This window comes from Chitinophaga rhizosphaerae (assembly GCF_003958645.1).
In the GTDB taxonomy this organism is placed as follows: domain Bacteria; phylum Bacteroidota; class Bacteroidia; order Chitinophagales; family Chitinophagaceae; genus Chitinophaga; species Chitinophaga rhizosphaerae.
Genome location: NZ_RXLO01000003.1, coordinates 58,910 through 82,150 on the forward strand (window position 1 = coordinate 58,910; position 23,241 = coordinate 82,150).

Below are 23,241 nucleotides of genomic sequence, written 5' to 3' on the forward strand. Positions count from 1 at the left end.
GTGAATGTCGGGCTGATCTGAAATCACTGACTGGTAATTTTTTTTCAACCAAACTCATGCAAGTTATGCAAAAAACTGCGAATGGGTATGGCGCCTCCGTGTGCGCCGCCCATGGCCGGCCCGTAGCACGCCGGTTACTGACCAGTATTATGTCTGCGGTGTTGCCGCGAGCAGTGGCGGGGCGCCGCGCCCACAGCAAAGTATTCGTTCTGGCGATGAGATTGACGTTTATCCTGCTAACCGCAGCTTTCCTGAACCTCCATGCCGAAGCCGTTTCGCAAACGGTAACGCTCTCCGGCAAAAACATCCCGCTGGGACAGGTTTTTTCGGCCGTTAAAAAGCAAACGGGATTCGTGGTGTTCGGTAACAGCACCCTGTTTTCCAATGCCCGGCCCGTGTCGCTACAGGCGCAAAACATGCCGTTGCGGAACTTTCTCGATCTCGTATTCGAGCGCCAGCCGCTCACTTATCATATCGACGGCAAAACCATCTTCGTGGCCGCCCGCCCTGTTCGTGAAAACCCTGCCAGTACCGCCGCAGATCCCGGGGAAGGGGCGCAGGCTCCTTCCGCCGCGGAGGTTTCAGGCATGGTGCTCAACGCCGACATGGACCCGCTCGCCAACGCGTCCGTCATCGTGAAACGCACCGGCAAAGGCACGCTCACCGATGGCGGCGGAAAGTTTTCCCTCAAGGGCATCGATCCCAATGATGTGCTGGTGGTCAGTTATCTCGGGTATACGACCGGGGAATATCCGTTGAGCGGACAGAAAGAGATCATGGTGATCATGCAGGTGGCAGACAATCAGCTGGACCAGGTCATCGTTCAGGGATATGGCAAAACCACCAGGCGGTCCGCTACCGGCAACATCGCGAAAGTGAGCGCGGAAGACATCGGCCGGCAGAATAACATGAACCCCATGATCGCACTGCAGGGAAGGGTCCCGGGCCTTTCCGTGACGCCGATCGGCGGTGGCGCGGCAGGCCGCGTACGCATCGAGCTGCGGGGGCGTAAAAGCATTAACAACGGTTTTACCAGCGATCCGCTCTATATCATCGACGGCGTACCGCTGACCCTGATGGAGCGCACGGGCAGTTATGAAGGCGGTTCCGGCGGCGTAATGCAGGGCGATGTGGGCACATCCAACGGCGGACAAAGCCCCTTCTTCAACATCAATCCCAACGATATCGAAAGCATCGAAGTATTGAAAGATGCGGATGCAACGGCGATCTACGGTTCCCGCGGCGCCAACGGGGTGATACTCGTTACCACCAAAAAAGCGAAAGTTGCAGGGCAATCCGTTTTCGATGTGAATATTTCCCAGGGGATAAACATCATCGACCGGTATTGGGACCTCCTCGATACGAAGGAATACCTGGCCCTGCGGCGCGAAGCGCTCGCCAACGACGGCCTCATCGCCAACCCCGCCACAGCGCCCGACCTCACGGTTTGGGACACAACGCGGTATACCGATTGGCAGAAAGATATGTGGGGAAAAACCGGGAAGATCACCAAAGCCATGCTCTCCCTCAGCAGCGGCGGATACAACACGCAGTTCAGGCTCAGCGGGGCATACGAGCGGCAGGAAGAGATCTTGTCGACCTCGGGCTCCAATGAAAGGATCAGCCTTGCCACCAACATCGGGCATTCATCCATCAGTAAGAAATTCAGGATGCAGTTCAGCAATAACTACTCCTGGTCGAAAGTGGATACCCGGCCCACCGTTCCCGCATTCACCATCGCGCCCAACGCACCGGCTATTTACGGTGCCGACGGAAAGTTGAATTACAAGGAATGGAACGACGCGGGCATCGGCAGCAATTTTCCTTTCCAAACGCTGGAAGCGCCCGCCAGCTCGGGAACACACCTGCTCACCAGCAGCCTCAACCTGCATTACGAACTGCTGCCCGGATTGTCCATTTCTTCCAACATCGGCTTCAACAACATCCAGAACAGTGTACAGTCGCTCCTTCCGCTGGCGGCGCAAAACCCGCTTTCCTTCCCCATGGGCTGGCATAGTTCCGGTTCCAACAACATCACCAACTGGATCGTGGAACCGCAGGTCAATTACCATCACAATATCTGGAAAGGCAAGCTGAGCCTGCTCGCCGGCGCCACTTACCAGTACAATACCACGAAAGCGAACACCTACGTCGGATATGGATATGCGTCGGATGATTTCATAGAATCGATTCAGCTCGCACCTTATCACCTCGTTACCGCCTACTATGGCCAGTATAAATATGCCGCCCTGTTCGGACGGGCAACCTACAATCTGATGGACCGGTACTTCCTCAATGTGAACGTTCGCCGCGATGGCTCTTCCCGTTTCGGGCCGTCTAACCGATACGGTAATTTCGGTTCGGTAGGCGCATCCTGGATTGCATCGGAAGAAGCGTTCGTGAAGTCGTGGATGCCGGAAGCCATATCGCTCCTGAAGGTCCGCGGCAGCTACGGCATCACCGGCAGCGATAACGTGGGCGACTACAAATACCTCACGCAATGGTCCAACACCGTCAGCAATGAATTCATGTATCCGTACGACGGTATTCCGCCGCTGACGAGCCAGATCGCCGTCAACCCCAATTACCACTGGCAGGCGAACAGGAAATGGGAAGCGGCGCTGTCTGCCGGTTTCCTCAATGACCGAATTACGCTGGAACTCGCGTATTACAACGAACGCTGCAACAATCAGCTCACGGAATTCCCCACGCCGATCATGACCGGTTTCAAATCGGTAGTGGCCAATTGGCCGGCGAACGTGGAGAACAGCGGCGTGGAAGTTGCGCTGAACGCTACGCTTATCCAAACCCAAAAGCTCCGCTGGACCGCCTGGTTCAACATCTCCCAAAACCGGAACACACTCGTTTCTTATCCCGGCATCGAACGGTCGCCCTATGCCGCGCAATATCTGGTCGGTCATTCACTCAATACCCGTTACCTGCTCCGCAGCCTCGGTGTAGACCCGATGACGGGCAGGTATGTGTTCGAAGACGTGACGAAAGACGGTACCGTTAACATCGACGCCAGCCAGCAGCCGCTCTCCGGATTCGACGACCGCGCGGTGGCGCTCGATCTGTCGCCCGAATATTTCGGTGGTTTCGGCTCCGGGCTTACGATCGGCGGGTTCGACATCAACGCCGCATTTACCTTCCGCCGCCAGTGGCAGACAGACGCCGTATTCATGGCCGATTATCCCGGAAAAATGAACAACCAGCCGCGCGAGCTGCTGGGCAATTACTGGCAGAAACCCGGCGATCACAAGAAGTTCGCGGCGCTGAGCACCAAAGACCAGGGCGGGCATAACCTGCTGCGCGATTCCGACGGCATATATACGGATGTGAAATTCCTCCGCCTCACGAACCTCACCGCCGGCTATTCGCTGCCCGATAGCTGGACGAAAGCCGCCCGGTTGAAAGGGTGCCGGTTCTTCGTACAGGCGCAGAACGTATTCGTCATCACCAACTACAAAGGCCTGGACCCCGAGTCGTACGCCTTCGGCATGATGCCGCCGGCCAAAGCATTCACCGGCGGCGTATCCATTCAACTATAACCTGATCTTCATGCAACACAGATATAACATCCGAAAGATATTATTGCTCGCTTTTGCACCCGTTGCGCTGGCCGCTGGCGGCTGCGACAAGCTGCTGGACATCGACCAGCCGATCAGCAGCGTCACCACGGCGAAAGTGTTCGATTCGAACGAAAAAGCGATTTCCGCCATGGCCGGTATTTACACCAAAATGGTGAACGGCGAGCAGGTGGAAGAACCTGCGTTCTCCTCGATCGGCGGCGGTATGGTGAGCATGCTGGCCTCGATGTCGGCCGATGATTACCGCTTCGCTCAAACGAACAACAGGCCCATCCAGGATTTTACCGCCAACAGGTTGTCGCGGGAGATGAGCTCCTCCGTGACTTATAAAATGTGGGAAGCTGCGTACAAGAATATTTACGATGCGAATGCGGTGCTGGAAGGCATCGCGGCTTCCACGTCGGCAAAACTCACGAGCGATGTCCGCAGCCAGTTGACGGGAGAAGCGAAGTTCGTTCGCGCGTTCGTTTATTTCCAGATGGTGAACCTTTTCGGCGATGTGCCGCTGGTGTTGACGACCAACTTCAACGAAACGCGCCTCATGCCCAAGACACCCGCTGTACAGGTGTGGGCGCAAATCCGGAAAGATCTGCAGCAGGCGGTGGAATTGCTGAACGAAGATTACGGCACACAATCGGGCGAGCGCATCAAACCCAACAAATCTGCCGCGAAAGCCCTGCTGGCCAGGGTATATCTCTACGATCAAAACTGGCCGGGCGCAGCAACGCTGGCGAAAGAAGTGATCGATAACGGCCACTATGAACTGGCGGGGCAACCCGATGATGTGTTTTTGAAGAACAGCCCGGAAGCGATCTGGCAATTGAAGCAGGACGCGGCGCACCGCTACATCGGGAATGCGAGCGCCGAAGGTTCGCAGCTGCTGCCCAATCCCCTGGCTACGGGAGGTTTGTACTGGTACCTGACGGATGAGCTGCTGGCGGCTTTCGAGCCGGGCGATTTGCGGAAGGTGCAATGGAGCGGGCCGAATACTTTCACCGGGACCGTGAAGTATTATCCTTACAAATACAAAACCGGCAAGCATTCGGCGGTGGCCGGAGGAGAACTGACGGAATACAACATGATGATCCGTCTCGCGGAAGTATACCTGATCCGTGCGGAAGCGGTGCTGAAAGGTCCGAAAGATAAGACAGAAGCCCTCCGCCTCGTCAACCTCCTGCGCGCACGTGCGGGCCTCACGGATCCACTGCCCGCTACGCTGACGGACGCGGAAGTGGAAGCGGCCGTTATGCATGAGCGAAGGGTGGAATTGTTCGGTGAATGGGGCCACCGCTGGATGGACCTCCGCAGAACGGGCGCAGCCCGGGCGGTATTGTCGGCCTGCAGCTGGAAGCAGCCATGGGCGGGCGATCACCAGTTCCTTTACCCCATCCCTCACAACGAAATGCTGAACAATCCGAACCTGCAGCAGAACCCCGGTTATTAAACTTTGCCACATGAAGAAAATTGCCTTAATGATCATAGCCGCCCTTGCCGCGGCCTCCTGCGGGAAAGACGATCCGGCTCCCCGGCCCGCGTTCCTGCGTATCCACAACGCGGTAACCGATGCACCGGCGCTCGTTACCGATTATGGTATGGACCTGTCGAAAATGTATTACCTGGACGTTAACCGGCTGATGTACGGCATTCCGTCGGATCACGAGCTGACGGGATATGCGGCCGGAACGCATCAGCTCCGGCTGTTCGCCTTTCCGGATACCGGGAAGGCCATGGCGGCTTTACAATTGGAACTGGCCGCCGGGCAGATGCAATCGGTGTTTGTGAGCGGGACGAAACAGCACCCCGATCTGTTGCAGGTTTCCGAGCAGCTGCCGTGGCACCGGTTGGCCGACAGCACGTTTGGACTGCGGTTCATGCATTTGTCGGCCGGGTTGCCGGACGTGAAAGTGGAAATCGACGGAAAGGAAACCGCCGCGGGCCTCGCTTACCGCGGGTATACGGGGTTCCAGGTTATGCCGGCCAACGCCGCCGCCGGAGATATGACCGTACGTTTCATCATCAAAACAACCGGCGTGGAAGCCGCGCGATATACTGTTGCCGCACCTGGCAGCAACGTGGAAACCAATGCCTGGCGGAACAAAAATTTTACCCTGGCGCTCATCGGAAAAGCGCAGGGCCTGTCAGTGATGCTGATACCGCATAAATAGCAGAAAAACAATAAACCATATGACGCGATTAATTAATCAGGCAGCATGCCTTATGCTGCTAACGGGGACCTTTTTCGGTTGTGCGCCGACGGATTCTCCCGGAGAAAGAAAGAAACTGCCGAAGATGATCGGCGGCGGAGTGGAGTGGGAAAGTGCCGCCAGCTTCGCGGACGGCGGCGTTTCAGTAACGCCCGGGAACCGGGGGTTCTCTTACGGCGATACCCTGGTGGAAGGCCGGCGCTTTTATTCCGTGCGCCTTTCCGGCGGAGGGGTAGATTCCATGGCGATGCAACTGGTGAAGATGTATGAGCCCTTTGCGCCGGGAGCCATCCAGATCCTCCAGCAGCAAGGCTTCAGCGGTGTGCTCGTCGATCTCCGCGAGGGCCGCGGCACCGGCTTCCGTAGCGAAACCTTCCAGGCCACCAGCGCCTTCGGACAATCGGCTCCGCTGATTTTCCTCTACGACGCCGGATCATCCGCCCGCGCATCCGCCTACATCCAGAAACTGCATCAATTACCCGGTATCCAGGCCAGCGCCCGGATACAATAATTCCCATACGAACCAGCTATGAACATACGTTCCATTACGCTCGCCGGCGCACTGCTGGCGGTTGCGGCCCAGGGGCGCGCACAAACGATCCCCATCCCGATCCCCGCGGAATTCATCCCCGGAGAAGTGAAAGACACCACCAAAAAACCGGCCGCCCCTCCAGCAACGGATCCGCGCAATACCATCAAGCCTTTCAGTGAAGTGGTCACTAAAGAATACATCACGCGGAGCGGCCTTTTTACCGTTCACCAAAACCGAGACACGTTCTATTTCGAAATCCCGCAAACACTGCTGGGGCGAGATGTTCAGACGATCAACCGCCTCGTGAAAGGACCCGGCGGCGCTAATATTTACAGCGGTGAGGAAATCGGCCATCAAACCGTTCGGTTCGTAAAGAATGACGCAGACTCCACCATCCGCCTGATGTATATTTCCGTGATGGGCATGGCAGACAAAGACCAGCAAATCTATAAATCCGTGGAAGCCTCGTATTATAACGCCGTGGCCGCAATCTTCCCCATCAAGGCATACGGGAAAGACGGCAAAAGCTTCGTGATCGATGCGGGCGCTTATATCAAAAACGCTACCGGACTGTTCAACGACGTCAATGATCAGTACAATTCGAAGGTGGTGGATAAAAATACTTTCAAGGACATTTTGGTGGAATCGGTGAAAGCCTATCCCATCAACATGGAATTCCGCATCAGCAAAAACGGCAACGCCAAAGGCAACAGCGATTTCGGCATTCCCGCCAATGCGCCGGCTTCCGTGGTGACGAACACTTCCTTCATCCTCCTGCCAGAACAGCCGATGGTCCAGCGTGGCCTGGACAAGCGCGTGGGTTACCTGTCCGATTACGCTTTCTACTTCGCCGACAACCAGCAGAAAACGGAAAAGCGGAACTTCGTACACCGCTGGCGCCTGGAGCCGAAGCCGGAAGATTGGGCGAAGTATAAACGCGGCGAACTGGTGGAACCGGCGAAGCCCATCGTAATTTACATCGATCCCGCCACGCCGAAGCAATGGCGCAAATACCTCATCGAGGGGGTGAACGACTGGCAGAAAGCGTTCGAACAGGCCGGGTTTAAAAATGCCATCGTAGGAAAGGAATGGCCCGAATCGGATAGCATCGATATGGACGACGCGCGCTTCTCCTTCATCCGCTATCTCCCTTCCGACATTCCCAATGCGTACGGCCCCAACATCCACGACCCCCGCAGCGGAGAAATCCTCCAAACGCACATCGGGTGGTACCACAACATCATGAAACTCCTCCGCAACTGGTACTTCATCCAGTCGGCCGTGAACGACCCCCAGGCCCGCAAGCCCCGCTTCGACGATAAGCTCATGGGCGAACTGGTCCGTTTCGTATCCAGCCACGAAGTAGGCCACACCCTCGGCCTGGCGCATAACTTCGGCAGCAGCAGCCGTACGCCGGTAGATAGCCTGCGGAGCAAAAAATACCTCGCCAGGCACGGTCACACCGCCAGTATCATGGATTACGCGCGCTTCAATTACGTAGCGCAGCCGGAAGACAATATCCCGCAGGAACTCCTGTTCCCGAAGATCGGGGAGTATGACCGGTGGGCCATCGAATGGGGGTACCGCTTCAACGGCGCCAAAACTTTCGGGGAAGATAAAAAACAGATGGACGCGCTCACCACGCAACGGCTCGCGCAAAACCCGCGGCTGTATTTCGGCGACGGCGAAAAGTTTTCCTTCGATCCCCGCAACCAGCGCGAAGACCTGGGCGACAATCCCGCCAAAGCCGGCAACTACGGCATCGAGAACCTGAAACGCCTCCTGAAAAACCTGCCGGAATGGACGAAGGAAGAAGGCGGACAATTTGAATCGCTGGAAGAATTGTACGCCGAACTGAAAGGCCAGTTCACCCGCTACCTTTCCCACAACGTAGCCTATATCGGCAGTAAAACCTGGACGCCGCGCAGCGAACGGGCACAGGGTGAAGTGCTGGCGCCGGTATCGAAAGCCCTCCAGCTGGAAATCCTTTCCTTCTTCGACAAACAGGTATTTACACCGCCTACCTGGCTGCTGGACCCCGCCGTGACCACGATGATCAACCCGCCGGCATATCCCGATTTCGTGGAAGACATCCAGGTGAAAACGCTCAACTCCCTGCTCGACGTCGCCATTCTCACGCGCCTCCTCAGCCTGCGGAACCAGTTTGGCGACAGGGCATTGCAGCCGGAAGAATACCTCGCTTCCCTACACAACATGATCTGGAAAGAACTCGCCACCGGCAACATCACGAGCCATTACCGCCGCAACCTGCAGAAAAGCTACGTGGGCGCGTTGGGAACGATCATCATGGGCACATCGGCAGACTTTACGGAAAACGATGCCTTCTCGCTCGTGCGGGCGGATTTGCTGGATTTGCAGAAAGAGATCGAAGCCGCGATTCCCAAAGCCACCGACCGTTTCAGCAAAATCCACCTGGAAGATCTGCACCAGCGTATCCGCAACACGTTCGAAGCGGGTGGTAAAAAGAAGTAAGACAGTTGTTTAACAGAGGGGCCCGGTGTGTGGTCGACCGCCGGGTTCCCTATATTCGAATTGCACATCATGCGCCAGCTACTGCAACAATTGGGGCTTGAAACAGCCTGGACGATGGTCCGTTATTTTCTTGTCGCCGGAACGGCCTTTCTCGTTTTTTACTGGATGCTCGCGCCGAAGCTCGGCGCCAGCAAGATCCAGCAGCGGAAAGCAAGGCGGAACGATTTTTTCCGGGAGATCTTGCATTCGTCTTCCTCCAGCGTGATGCTGGCGGCGATGGCCATCCTGGCGCTGTCTGACGCCGTGCGGCCGTATACTTTCGTGTACACGGACATCAACGCTTATCCTTTGTGGTGGTTTGGGTTGAGTGTGGTGCTGGCGCTGGTGGTGCACGATACCTATTTTTACTGGATGCACCGCGTCCTGCATCATCCGAAACTGTTCCGGCTGACGCACCTGGTGCATCATAAATCGACCAATCCTTCCCCATTCACCGCGTATTCGTTTCACATACTGGAGGCCATTGCGGAAGGGGGCGTTGTGCCCGTCCTCGTATTTACCATGCCGATGCATCCGGCGGCGATCGGACTGTTCGCGCTGTCGTCGCTCGTGATCAATGTATACGGTCATTTGGGATACGAGATCATGCCGAAGTTCTTCCGGCGGACCTGGTTGTTCGAAATCCTCAACACGTCCACGTTCCACAATTTCCATCACCTGAAGTTCAGGGGGAATTACGGATTGTATTTCCGGGTGTGGGACCGGTGGATGGGGACCGAGCATCCCGGTTACGTGGGCGAGTACGATCGCATCCAGGAGCGGCGATTCGGCCCCTCCCGCATATAAAGTCCACGTAAAAATCCGGCATCCGTTTCCGGACGCTGCATTGCAGGAAGCCTCCCCGGCTTCCTGTTTTCGTTAATCCCGGACGGGCCACTTCGTGTAAAATCCCGTCAGCTTGTATTCCGGTCCCACTTTCCCGAATATGAACGCGAAATAAGTAGCCGGGCTGCCGTCTTTTTCGGGGAATTGATGATAGACTTCGTAGAGCGGTGCGGAACTGTCTACCCCCGCGCGGAGGCGGCTGTAGTAATCATCTTCGCTGCCCGCGGCGATCTCGCGGATTTCTTCCCCATTTTCTTTTTCGAGCGCGGATTTGATCTCGGGGCTGAAGATGTTGTCTTTGTATCGGGAATACTGTTTTTCCGTCAGTTTGCCCGAAACCGTGTCTGGCGGGACGTTGCGGATATCTTCATCGCTCCATTTGGGGGCCGTTTGCAGCGGGAACCGGATCATTTTTTCCAGCGTGGCATGGTCGCCGGCGGTGGCGGCAGTCCGGAAAGCCGCGAGGGTGGTGCGGAACAGTTGTTCGTTGGTGCTGGATTGCTGTTTCGGGCCGCCTCCGGGCATTTGCGCGAGCGTATCTTCCATCGCCGGAACGGCAGTCTGGGAAGTTTGTTTCGGTTCCGGTTGCCCGCAAGCCGCCATGGCTGCGCAAGCGAAGACCGCTATCGGGAAGTTTTTCATGCGGATATGGGTTTGATGCTTCCCTTATCGCTACAAATTCGGTGCCTCATGCGGCCGGCCAGCCTTCACGACGAGCCGCCAGCGGAGGGTTTTCACTTCATTTTCGCTCCAAACAGCCATGAGCGGAGCCGCGATTTCTTCCGCCGGATGCCGGCCATGGTCGGCGATGTAGCGTTGCGTGGCCGACCAGGTGTCGAACAGCCCGAACAGATCGCTGCGGGAGTAAGATTTTTCCACATAGAAATCGGGAGCGGCCATCAGCGGGAAAGGGAACGGGATATCCGCGTAGCCTTTTTCGATCATGCGGTTTTCCGGCAACCAGTAAGTGCCGAGCGGGCCTTCGTGCAATTGCAGCACCAGCGCATCGATCTCCGGCGAGATCTCGGGCAGGCCGTAGGTCCACGCGGCGAAGAGCCCCCCGGGCCGCAAAACCCTCGCCACTTCCCGGAAATACGCTTCGGGCCGGAACCAATGCAGCGCCTGCCCGACGGTCACCAAATCGGCCGAAGCATCGGGCAGCCCGCAGGTTTCCGCGGGCTCCACGGCATAGCGGACGCGGTTGTGTGGCGTGGCATGGGCGATCTGTTGCGCACTGGGGTCGGTGGCGTACACATTTTCGTAAAATCCGGCGAGGTGAACGGCACATTGGCCGTTGCCGGTACCGCAGTCCCAGGCCTGTGCATGCCCCGGTGTCTGCGCAGCGAGCCAGGTATAAAGCGCCGGGGGGTAATCCGGACGGAATTTCGCGTAGCTGGCGGATTGGACGGAGAATAAGTCTTTGAAAGTCATGGTTTCTTTTTGGGATATGTGAGTAAATCGATGGTTTCCAGGATCCGTTTGGTTTGCTGGTCCTGTGTTTCGGCCGCGTTTACGAAGGTAACGATCGTTTTCTGCCGTTCTTCCGGCAATGCCCGGAAAGCTTCCAGTGCTGCGGGCTCGTCGTCCAGGCAGGCTTGCAGGACTTCGGGGACCATCACGGGCATCGTGTCTCTGTAGAGCGTAATACGCACTTCGTCGCCCGCCTTTTTCCCGATCTTTTTCTGGATGGCGGTTTTTACAGGGAGGAAAAGGCGGCCCTGGCCCATGGGCATCAGCCGGGTGAGGCCGAGATCGTATCCGTCGATACTGCCCCGCACGCGGATCCAGCCGAACGCGATGCCGGGGTCGGGGCGGGCTTCGGGGATGAAAGCGTACGTCCACCCGCCTTTTCCGGCGAATTTTTCCAGTCTGTAAATATGATCAACGAATGGGATGGAGGGCATTCCGGGGAAATTTCCAGAAAGTTCGGAAAAAAAACGGGTCGGGGTGTAGGGGGAGGGGCCGATTCCAGTACATATAAGTACAAACCTATGGACAAGAACACTTTCATTCTGTTGACCGACCGCTATCTGGACGGTACCGCTACCGAGGCTGAAAAACGCCTCGTAGACGCGTATTGCGACCGCCTGGAGCAAATTCCCGTCTCGGCCCTGACGCGGGAAGAGGAAGACGCGCTGGAAGTGCTGATGTACGCCCGGATCATGGGCAAGGTACAGCAGCGCCCCATTCGCCGCTCCTTATACAAATACGCCGCCGCTGCCGCCGTGGTGCTGGCCGCCGGTGCGGCCTTTTTCCTCCTGCGGCCCACGAATAAGCCCGTAGAGCCCCTGGCCAGGGAGGTCCGTTTCAAAAACGACATTTCCCCCGCAGGGAACAAGCCTACGCTCATGCTGGCAGACGGCTCCGTCGTTGCCCTGGACGATTCCAGTAACAATGGCATCGCTGCACAAGGCGGCACCCGCGTCCTGCAATCCGCCGAAGGCGCGCTCGAGTACCAGCCCGGTGCCGCGGCAGCCGCTCCGGTGTTCAATACCCTGACCACGCCGGCAGGATGCCAGTTCCGCCTCATCCTGGCAGACGGCAGCAAGGTATGGCTGAACGCCGCCTCGTCGATCCGCTTCCCTACGGCGTTCCGGGGAGAAGACCGCATCGTGGAACTGGAAGGGGAAGCCTATCTCGAAGTCAGCAAAGACGCCGCCCGTCCTTTCCGCGTGATCACCCGCGGGATGACGGTCCACGTACTGGGGACGCATTTCAATATCAATGCCTATAAAGACGAGCCCGTGATCCGCACTTCGCTGCTGGAAGGCGCCGTGCGCGTGGCGGGGAACGGACAGAGCGAGGTGCTCAGCCCGGGCCAGCAGGCGCAGGTCCGCCAGAACGGGAAAATGTACGTGGCCGATGGGGTAGACATGCGCGCCGTGACCGCCTGGAAAGAAGGGCGGTTCAATTTCAGCGGGGAGCCCATTACCGAAGTGATGCGCGAAATACAGCGCTGGTATGGTGCCGAAATAATATATAATGGAGAAGTGAAACACCACTTCGTAGGATCGATCCCGCGGAACCTGCCCGTATCAAGGGTTTTGGAGATGCTGGAAATGACCGGGCGTGTGCGTTTCGAAATAGACGGGAAAAAGATCACCGTAAGACCGTAGCGACATTAGACAGTTTAATAGCCAAAAAAAAGATCCCGGCTTGCAGGCCGGGACCCGGCAACAGGAGGTACCAGCTCCGGTTGCCAAGGGCGAAACAAATGTTCAGTTGAGAGAAAATTTATTTATCACCCAAAATCAAAAGTATGATTTTAAAAGGCAGGTGCCAACACCGGCAGGGTATCCCTTACCCGCCTGATTGTAGAACCTCCCGGAAGATGCTACCCGGGAGCAAAATGTGGAAGATTATGAAGCTCACCACTTTATTCATGCTGACGGCATGTATTACCGTTAGCGCCGGAACATTCGGCCAGACTGTCGATTTTTCTATCAGGAAATCCTCGCTCGAGCATTTTTTCAAGCTGGTGGAGCGGCAAACGGGGTATTCTTTCCTCTATTCGAAAGAAGATATCCAGACGCTGGAGGTATCTGACCTGAATGTTTTTAAAACCGATCTGAACACCGCGCTGCGCAAGGCGTTCAGCAGCCAGCCCCTTACTTACACGGTGCTGGACAAGGTTGTGATCGTAAAGAGAAAAGCCAATTTCGCTCCTTCCGCCACGATGGAGGTCCTTGCGCCTGCCGCGATCGATATTTCGGGAACGGTAACGGATATGGACGGCACCCCGCTGCCGGGGGCTTCCATCCAGGTAAAAGGCACAAGGCGCACCGCGGTTTCGGATGTAGACGGCCGGTTCGTGATCTCCGCCGCTGCCGGTGATGTGCTGGTGATCCGCTATGTAGGTTTCAGCGAAAAGGAAATGAAAGTAGGACCGGAAACCGTACTGACCATCAAACTGGATCAGCTTCCCTCGCGCCTGCAGGGCGTTTCCATCGTGAGCACGGGTTACACCACGCTCTCGAAAGAACGCGCCGCCGGTTCGTTTTCCTCCATTTCCGCCAAAGACATGGCCAATAAAATGGATGTAGGCCTGCTCAACCGCCTCGAAGGTATGGCCGCAGGTTTCACCAACTATAGGGGCGATGCGCCCCAGATCCGCGGCGTATCGTCGATCAACGCCGAAATTAAACCGCTGTTCGTGGTAGACGGTATCCCCTATGAAGGCGATATCAATGCCATCAACCCGTCCGACGTTGCTTCGATCACCATGCTGAAAGACGCTTCCGCTGCGTCTATCTACGGCGCGCGCGCTGCCAATGGTGTGATCGTGATCGTGACCAAAACCGGGAAACCCGGTCCCATGCGCGTTAACCTCAGCAGCTCGTTCCGCGTCACCCCGTTGCCCGACAGAGGCTACATGAACCGTATGTCGAGCTCGGAACTGGTGGATTTCCAGCGCGAAATGTTCGGATACTGGTCTAACGACTACTCCAACATCGACGAGCGTAAGTTCATGAACGACGTGTATCGCCTCCTTTACGAACATAAAGCAGGCAATATTTCCGACGCTGAACTCGACAAAGCCCTGGAACCTTATCGCAAGAACGACCGCTACCAGCAGGTGAAAGACGAATTCCTCCGCAAAGCCGCACTCGTGCAGCAGCACAACCTTTCGCTTTCCGGCGGTACGGATAAACACCAGTATAACCTGTCCGTCAACTACATGCGCGACAATCCGTATGAAAAGGAACAATCCAACGAGCGTTTCGGATACAACCTCCGCAATGTATTCAACCTGAATAACTGGGCCCGTCTGGACGTTGGCGTGCTGGGCAGCCATACCCGCGCCGAATACGACAACGGCTTCAACGGCTACAGCAACCTCAACGGCGGCCGTGCAAGCTACTTCATGCTGCGCAACCCCGATGGCTCGCCCGCTAAATGGTACGGCGGCAAATCCCAGTTCGAGATCGACCGGTTGAAAGGGCTCGGACTGATGGACGAAACGATGTACCCGATGGACGAAGTGCATCAACAGCACTTCAAAAACAATACTAACTACCTGAACATGAACGTGGGACTGAACCTTCGTTTGTTGAAAGGATTGTCGCTGGATGTGCGCTACCAGAACGAGCGTACGGAAGGTTTCCGCAGCCAGCTGTATCGTGCGAACGCTAATTATGTGAGAACGATGATCAACGATGCAACGGTGATCAAAGACGGTCAGACGAAACTGAACGTACCTACCGGCGGACAATACGACGAAACGCGCACAGCCAACAATTCCTACACGCTGCGGGCACAGCTGAATTTTAACCGCATGTTCGGTTCTGACCACCAGGTGCAGTTCCTGGCAGGTGCCGAGCGCCGCAATGTCCGCGAAACCGGTACGCATATCTACCGGTACGGTTTCGACGAGTTTTCCCTCACGTCGAAATCCATCGACGAGCTGACGATGCTCGGAACTACCATTTACGGAACGGAAGCGCTTTTCGGGCAATACCGCCTGTCACGCCGCGAAAAGGCGCCGTATGAAATCGAGAACAGGTTCGTATCTTTCTATGGTAACGGTTCTTATACCTTTAACCGGAGATGGACGGCCACGGGATCGCTCCGGATCGACCAGAGCAACCTCTTCGGCACCAACCCGAAATTCCAGTACCGTCCGCTTTGGTCTGCCGGCGCCATGTACGTGATCAGCGAAAACGATCTCCCCTGGCTCGACCGTTTGTCTGCCCGCGCAACCTACGGTGTGAACGGGAACGTTGCCAAGAAAACGGGCCCATACCTGATCGCTGTCAACAACGGCACCAACTACTATACCAACGAGCCGCAAGCCTACATCGACTATCCGCCGAACCCGGATTTACGCTGGGAGAAAACCAACGTAATCAACCTCGGCCTGGACTTCAATATGTTTAAAGGCCGCCTCACCGGTACGCTCGATTTCTATAACAAGCAAACCGGCGACCTCATGGGTGCGCTCCAGGCAGACCCTACCATCGGCTGGGAGGAAATTACCGTGAACTACGGCGCCATGGTCAACCGCGGCGTAGACGTATCGCTCACGAGCGTGAACATGCAACAGAATAACTTCCGTTGGTCGAGCACGTTCAATTTCAACTATAACAAAAATGAACTGACGGACCTGTATGTGTCTGCCAATTCTACCATCGATTACGTGTACAACCTACAGAACCGCCAGGGCAAAGCGATGCGTTCGCTGTACAGCATCCGTTACGCTGGGCTGGACAAAACCGGCCGTCCGCAGGCGTATACCAAAGACGGTAAAATCGTAAGCAGTGCAGGAGAACTGACGCCCGAGGATCTCGTATATTCCGGTACCACGGTTCCCCCGTACTCCGCTTCCCTCATCAACAACCTGAAGTACAAAAACTTCGAGCTGTTCTTCATGTTCATTTATTATGGAGGCCATATTCAGCGCGACGTGATCGCACCTTACCTGACGCGCCTGCCCGAGCTGAACTACACCACCAATATGGACCGCCTGGCGTTGAACTACTGGCGCCAGCCGGGAGACGAAAACAACCCGGACATGGCACCCGCCTATTATGCATCCGCTCCCACCAACTCCACGCTGATCTGGAATGCGGCAGATAAGCATATCTCGAAAGCGAGCTTCATCAAACTGCGCGACATCACACTGGGATACAACCTGCCGTCTGCGCTGCTGAAGAAATACAAGGTACAGGGGCTGCGCCTCATGATGCAGGTCCAGAACGCATGGCGCTGGTCTGCCAACCCGCAGGACCTCGATGCGGAAGTATGGAACGGCACCACGCTGCAAAATTACCCGACCCGCGGCACACTGGTCCCTACCAGCTACACCTTCGGTCTTAACCTTACTTTCTAAACATGTGCACGATGAAAAAAACAATATATGGAGTGATCGCCGGCGCCGCCGTTTTCCTGGCCGCCGGATGTAACAAATATCTGGACATCAAGCCGAAAGGGTATACCATCCCTGAATTTTTCGACGATTTCCAAAGACTGGGGAACGACATCAGCCTGTACCGCGCTGTTTCCGCCTATCCCGTTTACCTGACAGACGATGTACAGTCGGGTATGGAAAAGGATGTGAACAAAGCGGCTTCCTTCGCAGCCTTACCGCAGTTCAAAAAGAACATGTATACTTTCGTACCGGGACAGGTGCTGGAAGCGGGACAGACGGACAATCAGTGGGAGCCTTCCTACTCCCACATCTTCACCTATAACGTCATCATCAACAACGTGATGAACGTACCCGACGGAACGGAAGCCGAAAAGCGCCGGGTAAGAGCGGAAGCCCTCGTAGGCCGCGCCTTCGAATACCTGACGCTCGTTAACACCTACGCCAAACATTACGACGCAGCTACTGCTGCCACTGACCTCGGCGTGCCCCTGATCCTGACGGAAGACATCAACGCCAAGTACGAACGTGCCACCGTGGCCCAGGTGTACGCGCAAATCCGCAAAGACCTCGACGAAGCTACGCCGAACCTGTACGAAAAAGTACCCAACGCCTTCCATCCGCCCAAAAGCGTAGGCTTCGCCTTCCTCAGCCGGATGTACCTCTACATGGGCGATTACCAGAACGCCCTGAAGAACGCCAACGAGGCGCTCAAACTGGCGAACAAACTGGTAGATTATAAAATCTACACCACCCGGAAAGGTACCTTCGGCCGCGTATGCACGCTGGCAGACAGCACCGCCTTCCCCGACGGCAACCTCAACCCCGAAACCATCTGGGCACGCCTCAGCAGCTCCAGCTATGGTACGGTGAATGCGGAAGTATATGCCGCGGAAGACCTGATCTCCACCTTCAAGCGCGATCTGCCGGCAGGCGCAGCCGATCAGCGGTTCAAGCTGTTTTATTGCGACAGCACCGCCCAGTTCGGTACCGCCGTTGTTAAATTCCCCGGTCGCGTGCTGTGGGCGTCTTACGCAGAAGCGAACGTAGGCCTGTCTCTCCCCGAAATCATCCTCACCGCCGCCGAATGCGAAGCGCGTGTGGGTGATAAGGACAAAGCCCTGGCGCACCTGAACAACCTGCGCAATTTCCGCATCAAGAACAACCAGCCGCTGGTGGCCGCAACGAAAGACGATGCCCTCCGCATGGCAGTAGAAGAGCGCCGCCGCGAACTGGCTTTCGTGGGTACGCATCGCCTCTTCGATCTGAAGCGCCTCAATAAAGACCCGCGCTTCGCCAAATCTGTAACGCATAAACACGGGGCAGAAACCTGGACGATACCCGCGAACGATAACAGGTTCATCCTGCCCGTTCCGCCGAAAGTACTGTCCATGAACCCCGGCATACCGCAATACGAAAGATAAAACCAACCGTTTCTTTCTTAACCACGAGTGATAAACCCATACAATCAAGCGGCGCCGGATTTCCCGGCGCCCTTTTTTAAAAACTGCATCATGAAACCATTCTTACTGATCTTCGCCCTCTTCACCTCCCTCACGCTCCGCGCGCAGGAAGAAGGCATCCGCTTCGGCACCGCGCCCTGGAACGAAACACTCGCCCAGGCCGGAAAGGAAAATAAACTCGTGTTCCTCGATTGCTACACCTCCTGGTGCGCGCCCTGCAAATGGATGGACAAAAACGTGTTCGTCCTCAAAAACGTAGCGGACTTCTACAACGGCAAATTCGTAAACACGAAATTCGACATGGAAAAAGGGGAAGGGATCGAATTGCGGAAAAAATACAACGTGCAATCGTTCCCCACTTACCTGTTCATCAATTCAAAAGGTGAAATTGTGCACAGGACCGGCTCACGGATGACCGCCGAGGAATTCCTCGAAGAAGGCCGGATGGCGGCGGATCCCGATCGCAGCCTGTCGTCTGTGGCAAAAAGATATGCAGACGGCCAGCGAGACATTCCCTTCCTCCTCAACTACTATCTCGCCCTCAGCCGCTCAGACCGGCAGATGGCGGAAAAAATCGCAGGAGAGATCAGCGGAAAAATGACAGACAGCACGCTGGGAACACCCCTGGGCTGGAAAGCGATCAAGCACCTGGCGCGTACCAGCACCGATAAATTCGGCAAATATTACCTCGCTCACCAGGACGATTTCAGGCACTATACAACCGGCGCCGAGCTGGATGCGCTGACAGACAGACTGTTGTCCAGCACCTTGTACGGCCATGTGTACGCCGGAAACGAAGCGGCGTTCTACGAAGGACTGAAGCATTTTTCGAAATCCCCGTCCAAAGACCGCCAGCAGCAGGCCGTGATGCTGGAAGCGGAATTCCTGCTCCGTCAAGGCCGCGCAAAACAATACATCGCGCTGACAAACAAGGCGATGAAAGGCGTGCTGAATGCCGAAGCGGAAAAACTGAGCTTCCTGGCACGGCGGATCAGCGGAAAGAAAGAGCCCGACGAAAAAATGAAGCCTTTCCTCCCCCAAGCCTACAAACTGGCAAAAAGGGCCGTTGAAGTAGATCCGGAAGAATACAGCGTGCAAAGCACCTTCGGATGGGTCTGCCTTTCCCTCAAAAAGAAGGACGAAGGCCTCAAAGCCGCCCGCAAAGCGCGCGCGCTGGCCGACGCCGAAACGTCCAAAATCCAGAAACTCGCGCAGGAACTGGTAGACGAATTCGATCGCTTATAAGCATAACGGTTGATAATATATATGCGATTACAGGGCCCCGGATTTCTCCGGAGCCCTTTTTTTATGCCCGTAAAATCGCGGGATCGCCCAGTGCCATGGCCGCGATATCGTCTTTACGCATGAACGCCACGCCGGCGTGCCCTTGCATGTATTGGAACATTTCCCGCGCTGCCAGCACCATCTGCGGCGTACCGCCGATACGGTCATGAAAACTGACGGAAAGCATCCGCCGCCGCCGTGCGCTTTCAGCATAGAGTTGGTCAAATTCCATTTTGACCTGTTCCAGGAACTGGCCGGTGGAAAAGTGCTGCCCCTCGATGAGCAGGATGTCGTTGCATCGCAACGTATACGGCACAACAGCGAAGTCTTTTCCGTTCAGTTGGATGAGAAAAGGCTCGTCGCGGCCAAGGTCGTCGATATGGTACGTGAATCCCAGCTCCTGGAGGATCTGCAGCGTATTGGCGCCGCGGCGCAGCCAATTGGCGTTGTATCCTTTGGCCGTTACGCCGGTAACTTCCCGGATAGCCGCCACGCCATCCGCGATGAATTTTTTCTCCGTGGCATAGTCCATCGCGTATTGGCTGCTCCAGTTCATGCCATGGGCCGCAGCTTCGTGGCCGCGTTGTACGATCTCTTTCGCCAGGGCAGGGCTGTTGAGCACCGCCGATCCCACCATATGGGAGGTAACTTTTATGCCGAGCCGGTCCCAGTTATCGAGCATCCGCGGAATGCCTTCCTGGTACCCGTATGCATACCAGGTGGCGGCCGGAAGATCGCGGTAACCGGCCGCCATATTGGGTGGAAAAGGACTTTCGGCATCGGCTGGCTGTCCGCCGGATTCGAACTGCATGGAAACGGAAACGATAAGCTTGGCGCCGTTCGGCCAACGGGCGGGCGCAGCAGCGGTAACGGGTTGTGGCAACGCCATGGCGGCGGCAGGGCCGATGAGCCCGGTGAGGCCCAGCATTCCCGTGTGCTGGAGGAATTTTCTTCTGTTTTGCATGATATTATTGATGAATGAGTGGATCGATCGCCCACCTGTTAAATTGAACATATTGCAACAGCACCGCAAAGAATGCCGCATGTATCAGCTGGGACGGAACGGCTTCCCAGTTTTCGATCAGGGACGTGCCAAGGATGAGTAGCACCATGGTGACGCCGCCTGCAACCAGCGCCGGACGGGTGAAAAGGCCGAAGATCAGCAGCAGCCCGATGATGAATTCAGCGACCGGAAGCGCGTAACTGAACGGTACAACCAGGCTTTTCGGGAGCATCGAACGGTCGAAACTGGCAACCATCCATTGGCTGAAGCCCCTGAGCTTGGGCAGCCGCACCAGCCCGTGCCCGAACATGCTGGCGCCCAGGGCAAGGCGAAGCAAAAGAAAAACGGTAGTATGCATGAAAATTCATTTAATTGTACAAAATTGAGTAGTATTTGGGAGATATGATTGTATAATTATTGGAAATTCGGGTACCTTTACGGGTATGGACATCCGGCATATATACCAGCCCTTCGAATTGGCTTATCTGGAAGCAGACAGATACGAAGCCCGGCGCCACCGGAACACTTATTTCGAACTGGTGTTCGTACTGGATGGGGAAGGCGTGCAGATCATCAATGAGCACCGGTTGCCCTATGCGAAAGACAAACTGTTCATCATTTTTCCGGAAGACACGCACGATTTCGAGATACTGTCCACCACCAGGTTCTGCTTCATCCGGTTCGGCCGGGAACATTTGCGCACATTGGGAAAAGAGTGGTTGCGCCATCTGGAATACATCTTTCATCACCATCATCATTTGCCGGGCTGTATACTCGCCCACCGGACAGACAAGCCCCTGGCCCGCGCACTGGTAGAAGGCATGCTGCGGGAGCAGGAAGGCGGTGCGCCCCACAGCGGAGAAGTTATGGCACAGCTCCTCAACGCCCTCATCACCATCGCCGCCCGGAACATCAGGCTCCTGGCGCCGTTGCCCGGTAAAAAAGACCTGGGCGGCAGGGCCGCCGCATTATTGCATTATATCCACGAAAATATCTATTTGCCCGAAGCCCTGAGAGCGGAAAAAATAGCGGAACATTGCCATGTAAGCCCAGCCTACATCAGCGAATACTTCAAAAACAAAACCGGGACGGGCATGCAGGAATACATCATGAATTACAGGATGAAACTGGTGGAAACACGCCTTCGCTACACCGAAATGCAGGTGAGCGAAATCGTGGAAGAACTGGGATTCAGCGATGCCAGCCATTTGAACAGGCTGTTCCGGAAATACAGCGGCATGGCGCCAGGCGCCTTCCGAAAGTCGCTCGGTACTCCTTGATCCGTGCTCCGTTCATCCCGGATAAATTCCGCCTGCGCAGGCGGAGCACCGTACGGTCGTACAATCGCATCCCGCAAATTGACGGAAAAGTCCGTACTTTTATGGCTTGATGCCGGCATATTCGACATATACGGACGAGCAGCTATATGAATTGCTGCAGGGGGGAGATCAGGACGCATTTACGGAGATTTACCAACGCTACTGGAAGACGCTCTACCAGCGGGCCCGTGCCATGCTGAATGACGGTCCGCTGGCGCAGGACGTAGTGCAGGAGGTGTTCATTTCCCTCTGGAACCGCCGTGCAGACGCCCGTATCGAAAAAGTCGGCGCCTATCTCCACCAGGCCGTCCGCTTCCAGGAACTTAAAGCCCTGCACCGCCTCCAGTCGGACGCGGCTTTCTACGACCGGTTGGCATCCATCACCCAGGACCTGATTAATCACGAACCACTGCTCTACAATGAGATGGAAAGCATCGTCCGCAACCTCCTCAGCCGCCTGCCCGAAGATCAGCGCAACATTCTGCGCCTCAGCCGGGAAGAGGGGCTGACTTACAGGGAGATCGCGGAGAAACTGGGGATTTCCATCAAAACCGTCGAAAAGAAAATTTCTTTGTCGCTCCGCGCCATTCGTAAAGGGATGGACGGTTCGTTCCCCGTACTGCTCTCTTTCGCGCTGGTGGCTCCTGCCGGCGTATCTCACCTGTAACTCGTTTGAAAAAGAAGGATTCCCGCTGTATATTAAGGGCCCAAATTCCTTGTATGAAAAAAATCTTTTCGTGGACGGCGGCATGGGTATTGTGCGCCGTTTTTCCCGCCATCGCGGCCAAAGTGGATACCGTTAACGTTTGGAGCGCAGCGATGAAGAAGAACATCCCTGCCGTCGTGATTACGCCGGATAAGGCTACAGACGCGGCTTTGCCGGTGGTGTACCTGTTGCATGGCTATAGCGGCAATTATTCCGACTGGGTGAAGAAAGTACCGGCGGTGAAAGATTACGCCGACCGTTTCAATATGATCATCGTTTGCCCCGACGGCGGTTTCGGCAGCTGGTACTGGAATAGCCCGGTGGATGCGGGATTTCAATACGAAACATACGTGGCGGAAGAGTTGGTGAAGTGGGTAGACGGGAAGTTTAAAACGATCGCCAGCCCGAAAGGCCGAGCCATCATGGGCCTCAGCATGGGCGGCCACGGTGCGCTGTACCTCGCGATGCGCCACCAGGATGTGTTCGGCGCCGCGGGAAGCATGAGTGGCGGCGTGGATATCCGCCCTTTCCCGAAGAATTGGGACATGGCGAAACGCCTCGGTACGTATGCGGAACAGCCGGCGCGCTGGGAGCAGCATACCGTGATGAACCAGTTGCATTTGCTGACGGCGGGTTCGCTGTCGCTGATGATAGACTGCGGGACGGAGGATTTCTTTTTCGGCGTGAACGAAAAACTGCATGAAACGCTGCTGTACCGCAATATCCCGCACGATTACGTGGTGCGGCCGGGCGGCCATACCTGGGCGTATTGGGCGAACGCGGTGGAATACCAGTTGCTGTTCGCAAAGCGGTTCTTCGGCCGTTGATCCGGTTGGTGAAACAGTTAATGAGCGATAACAAAATGCATGGTGCTATAAACGGTGATCGGCCGTTTCT

The 23,241-nt window shown here is 56.1% G+C and carries 18 protein-coding genes; 13 read left to right on the forward strand and 5 right to left on the reverse strand.

The annotated features are described in order from the left end of the window. The first annotated feature begins 65 nt into the window (after positions 1 to 65). The 6 genes from EJ361_RS07415 (at position 66) to EJ361_RS07440 (ending at position 9,665) form a co-directional block, all read left to right on the forward strand. The gene (locus tag EJ361_RS07415; RefSeq protein WP_164714124.1) at positions 66 to 3,551 is read left to right on the forward strand and encodes a SusC/RagA family TonB-linked outer membrane protein; all 3,486 of its coding nucleotides are present in this window, start codon (positions 66 to 68) and stop codon (positions 3,549 to 3,551) included. Positions 3,552 to 3,561: 10 nt separating this feature from the next. After that, the gene (locus EJ361_RS07420) at positions 3,562 to 5,034 is read left to right on the forward strand and encodes a RagB/SusD family nutrient uptake outer membrane protein (protein ID WP_126244857.1); all 1,473 of its coding nucleotides are present in this window, start codon (positions 3,562 to 3,564) and stop codon (positions 5,032 to 5,034) included. Between the two features lie 10 nt (positions 5,035 to 5,044). Beyond that, positions 5,045 to 5,755 carry a DUF4397 domain-containing protein gene (locus EJ361_RS07425; RefSeq protein WP_126244858.1) on the forward strand — a complete coding sequence of 237 codons (711 nt, stop codon included), beginning with the start codon at positions 5,045 to 5,047 and terminating at the stop codon, positions 5,753 to 5,755. Positions 5,756 to 5,774: 19 nt separating this feature from the next. Beyond that, positions 5,775 to 6,305: a hypothetical protein gene (locus EJ361_RS07430; RefSeq protein WP_126244859.1), complete on the forward strand. Its 531-nt coding sequence runs from the start codon at positions 5,775 to 5,777 to the stop codon at positions 6,303 to 6,305. A gap of 18 nt (positions 6,306 to 6,323) precedes the next feature. Next, complete coding sequence (locus tag EJ361_RS07435) at positions 6,324 to 8,819, forward strand: zinc-dependent metalloprotease (protein WP_126244860.1); 2,496 nt, start codon at positions 6,324 to 6,326, stop codon at positions 8,817 to 8,819. A 69-nt stretch (positions 8,820 to 8,888) separates the two neighbouring features. Further along, positions 8,889 to 9,665, forward strand: a complete 777-nt coding sequence (locus EJ361_RS07440) for a sterol desaturase family protein (protein ID WP_205686952.1) — start codon at positions 8,889 to 8,891, stop codon at positions 9,663 to 9,665. A 72-nt stretch (positions 9,666 to 9,737) separates the two neighbouring features. Here EJ361_RS07440 and EJ361_RS07445 read toward each other — a convergent pair whose 3' ends face one another. From EJ361_RS07445 to EJ361_RS07455, 3 genes are read right to left on the reverse strand one after another with little or no spacing between them, the layout of a single operon-like run. After that, positions 9,738 to 10,346 carry a hypothetical protein gene (locus EJ361_RS07445; RefSeq protein WP_126244861.1) on the reverse strand — a complete coding sequence of 203 codons (609 nt, stop codon included), beginning with the start codon at positions 10,344 to 10,346 and terminating at the stop codon, positions 9,738 to 9,740. 30 nt (positions 10,347 to 10,376) lie between these two features. Then, a complete protein-coding gene (locus tag EJ361_RS07450) occupies positions 10,377 to 11,135 on the reverse strand; it encodes a class I SAM-dependent methyltransferase (protein WP_126244862.1) in 759 nt (252 codons plus the stop codon). Continuing rightward, positions 11,132 to 11,608, reverse strand: coding sequence for a YdeI/OmpD-associated family protein (locus tag EJ361_RS07455; protein WP_126244863.1), 477 nt, complete (start codon positions 11,606 to 11,608; stop codon positions 11,132 to 11,134). Before EJ361_RS07455 ends, EJ361_RS07450 begins: the two co-directional genes overlap by 4 nt. An 87-nt stretch (positions 11,609 to 11,695) precedes the next feature. Between EJ361_RS07455 and EJ361_RS07460 the strand changes: the two genes are divergently transcribed. From EJ361_RS07460 to EJ361_RS07475, 4 genes are all read left to right on the forward strand, one after another. Then, a complete protein-coding gene (locus EJ361_RS07460) occupies positions 11,696 to 12,820 on the forward strand; it encodes a FecR family protein (protein WP_164714125.1) in 1,125 nt (374 codons plus the stop codon). A gap of 245 nt (positions 12,821 to 13,065) precedes the next feature. After that, a complete protein-coding gene (locus EJ361_RS07465; RefSeq protein ID WP_164714126.1) occupies positions 13,066 to 16,533 on the forward strand; it encodes a SusC/RagA family TonB-linked outer membrane protein in 3,468 nt (1,155 codons plus the stop codon). 11 nt (positions 16,534 to 16,544) lie between these two features. Then, positions 16,545 to 17,993, forward strand: a complete 1,449-nt coding sequence (locus EJ361_RS07470) for a RagB/SusD family nutrient uptake outer membrane protein (RefSeq protein ID WP_164714127.1) — start codon at positions 16,545 to 16,547, stop codon at positions 17,991 to 17,993. Positions 17,994 to 18,083: 90 nt separating this feature from the next. Then, positions 18,084 to 19,277: a thioredoxin family protein gene (locus EJ361_RS07475; protein ID WP_126244867.1), complete on the forward strand. Its 1,194-nt coding sequence runs from the start codon at positions 18,084 to 18,086 to the stop codon at positions 19,275 to 19,277. Positions 19,278 to 19,338: 61 nt separating this feature from the next. Here EJ361_RS07475 and EJ361_RS07480 read toward each other — a convergent pair whose 3' ends face one another. After that, positions 19,339 to 20,280 carry a polysaccharide deacetylase family protein gene (locus tag EJ361_RS07480; protein ID WP_126244868.1) on the reverse strand — a complete coding sequence of 314 codons (942 nt, stop codon included), beginning with the start codon at positions 20,278 to 20,280 and terminating at the stop codon, positions 19,339 to 19,341. 4 nt (positions 20,281 to 20,284) lie between these two features. Next, positions 20,285 to 20,677 (reverse strand): DoxX family protein, encoded by a 393-nt coding sequence (locus EJ361_RS07485; protein WP_126244869.1) that lies wholly within the window; start codon positions 20,675 to 20,677, stop codon positions 20,285 to 20,287. A gap of 85 nt (positions 20,678 to 20,762) precedes the next feature. On the opposite strand from EJ361_RS07485, the gene EJ361_RS07490 reads away from it, so the two are divergent. The 3 genes from EJ361_RS07490 (at position 20,763) to EJ361_RS07500 (ending at position 23,171) form a co-directional block, all read left to right on the forward strand. Further along, entirely contained in the window at positions 20,763 to 21,599 is an 837-nt protein-coding gene (locus EJ361_RS07490; protein ID WP_126244870.1) for a helix-turn-helix transcriptional regulator, read from the forward strand. Positions 21,600 to 21,708: 109 nt separating this feature from the next. After that, positions 21,709 to 22,305, forward strand: a complete 597-nt coding sequence (locus EJ361_RS07495; protein ID WP_126244871.1) for an RNA polymerase sigma factor — start codon at positions 21,709 to 21,711, stop codon at positions 22,303 to 22,305. Between the two features lie 53 nt (positions 22,306 to 22,358). Next, a complete protein-coding gene (locus EJ361_RS07500; RefSeq protein ID WP_126244872.1) occupies positions 22,359 to 23,171 on the forward strand; it encodes an alpha/beta hydrolase in 813 nt (270 codons plus the stop codon). The last annotated feature ends 70 nt before the right edge of the window (positions 23,172 to 23,241 follow it).

What these genes read in the sequence shown, in the direction of transcription:
- EJ361_RS07415 (WP_164714124.1), top strand. Translation starts at nt 66, where the DNA reads ATGCAAAAAACTGCGAATGGGTATGGCGCCTCCGTGTGCGCCGCCCAT.
- EJ361_RS07420 (WP_126244857.1), top strand. Translation starts at nt 3,562, where the DNA reads ATGCAACACAGATATAACATCCGAAAGATATTATTGCTCGCTTTTGCA.
- EJ361_RS07425 (WP_126244858.1), top strand. Translation starts at nt 5,045, where the DNA reads ATGAAGAAAATTGCCTTAATGATCATAGCCGCCCTTGCCGCGGCCTCC.
- EJ361_RS07430 (WP_126244859.1), top strand. Translation starts at nt 5,775, where the DNA reads ATGACGCGATTAATTAATCAGGCAGCATGCCTTATGCTGCTAACGGGG.
- EJ361_RS07435 (WP_126244860.1), top strand. Translation starts at nt 6,324, where the DNA reads ATGAACATACGTTCCATTACGCTCGCCGGCGCACTGCTGGCGGTTGCG.
- EJ361_RS07440 (WP_205686952.1), top strand. Translation starts at nt 8,889, where the DNA reads ATGCGCCAGCTACTGCAACAATTGGGGCTTGAAACAGCCTGGACGATG.
- EJ361_RS07445 (WP_126244861.1), bottom strand. Translation starts at nt 10,346, where the DNA reads ATGAAAAACTTCCCGATAGCGGTCTTCGCTTGCGCAGCCATGGCGGCT.
- EJ361_RS07450 (WP_126244862.1), bottom strand. Translation starts at nt 11,135, where the DNA reads ATGACTTTCAAAGACTTATTCTCCGTCCAATCCGCCAGCTACGCGAAA.
- EJ361_RS07455 (WP_126244863.1), bottom strand. Translation starts at nt 11,608, where the DNA reads ATGCCCTCCATCCCATTCGTTGATCATATTTACAGACTGGAAAAATTC.
- EJ361_RS07460 (WP_164714125.1), top strand. Translation starts at nt 11,696, where the DNA reads ATGGACAAGAACACTTTCATTCTGTTGACCGACCGCTATCTGGACGGT.
- EJ361_RS07465 (WP_164714126.1), top strand. Translation starts at nt 13,066, where the DNA reads ATGAAGCTCACCACTTTATTCATGCTGACGGCATGTATTACCGTTAGC.
- EJ361_RS07470 (WP_164714127.1), top strand. Translation starts at nt 16,545, where the DNA reads ATGAAAAAAACAATATATGGAGTGATCGCCGGCGCCGCCGTTTTCCTG.
- EJ361_RS07475 (WP_126244867.1), top strand. Translation starts at nt 18,084, where the DNA reads ATGAAACCATTCTTACTGATCTTCGCCCTCTTCACCTCCCTCACGCTC.
- EJ361_RS07480 (WP_126244868.1), bottom strand. Translation starts at nt 20,280, where the DNA reads ATGCAAAACAGAAGAAAATTCCTCCAGCACACGGGAATGCTGGGCCTC.
- EJ361_RS07485 (WP_126244869.1), bottom strand. Translation starts at nt 20,677, where the DNA reads ATGCATACTACCGTTTTTCTTTTGCTTCGCCTTGCCCTGGGCGCCAGC.
- EJ361_RS07490 (WP_126244870.1), top strand. Translation starts at nt 20,763, where the DNA reads ATGGACATCCGGCATATATACCAGCCCTTCGAATTGGCTTATCTGGAA.
- EJ361_RS07495 (WP_126244871.1), top strand. Translation starts at nt 21,709, where the DNA reads ATGCCGGCATATTCGACATATACGGACGAGCAGCTATATGAATTGCTG.
- EJ361_RS07500 (WP_126244872.1), top strand. Translation starts at nt 22,359, where the DNA reads ATGAAAAAAATCTTTTCGTGGACGGCGGCATGGGTATTGTGCGCCGTT.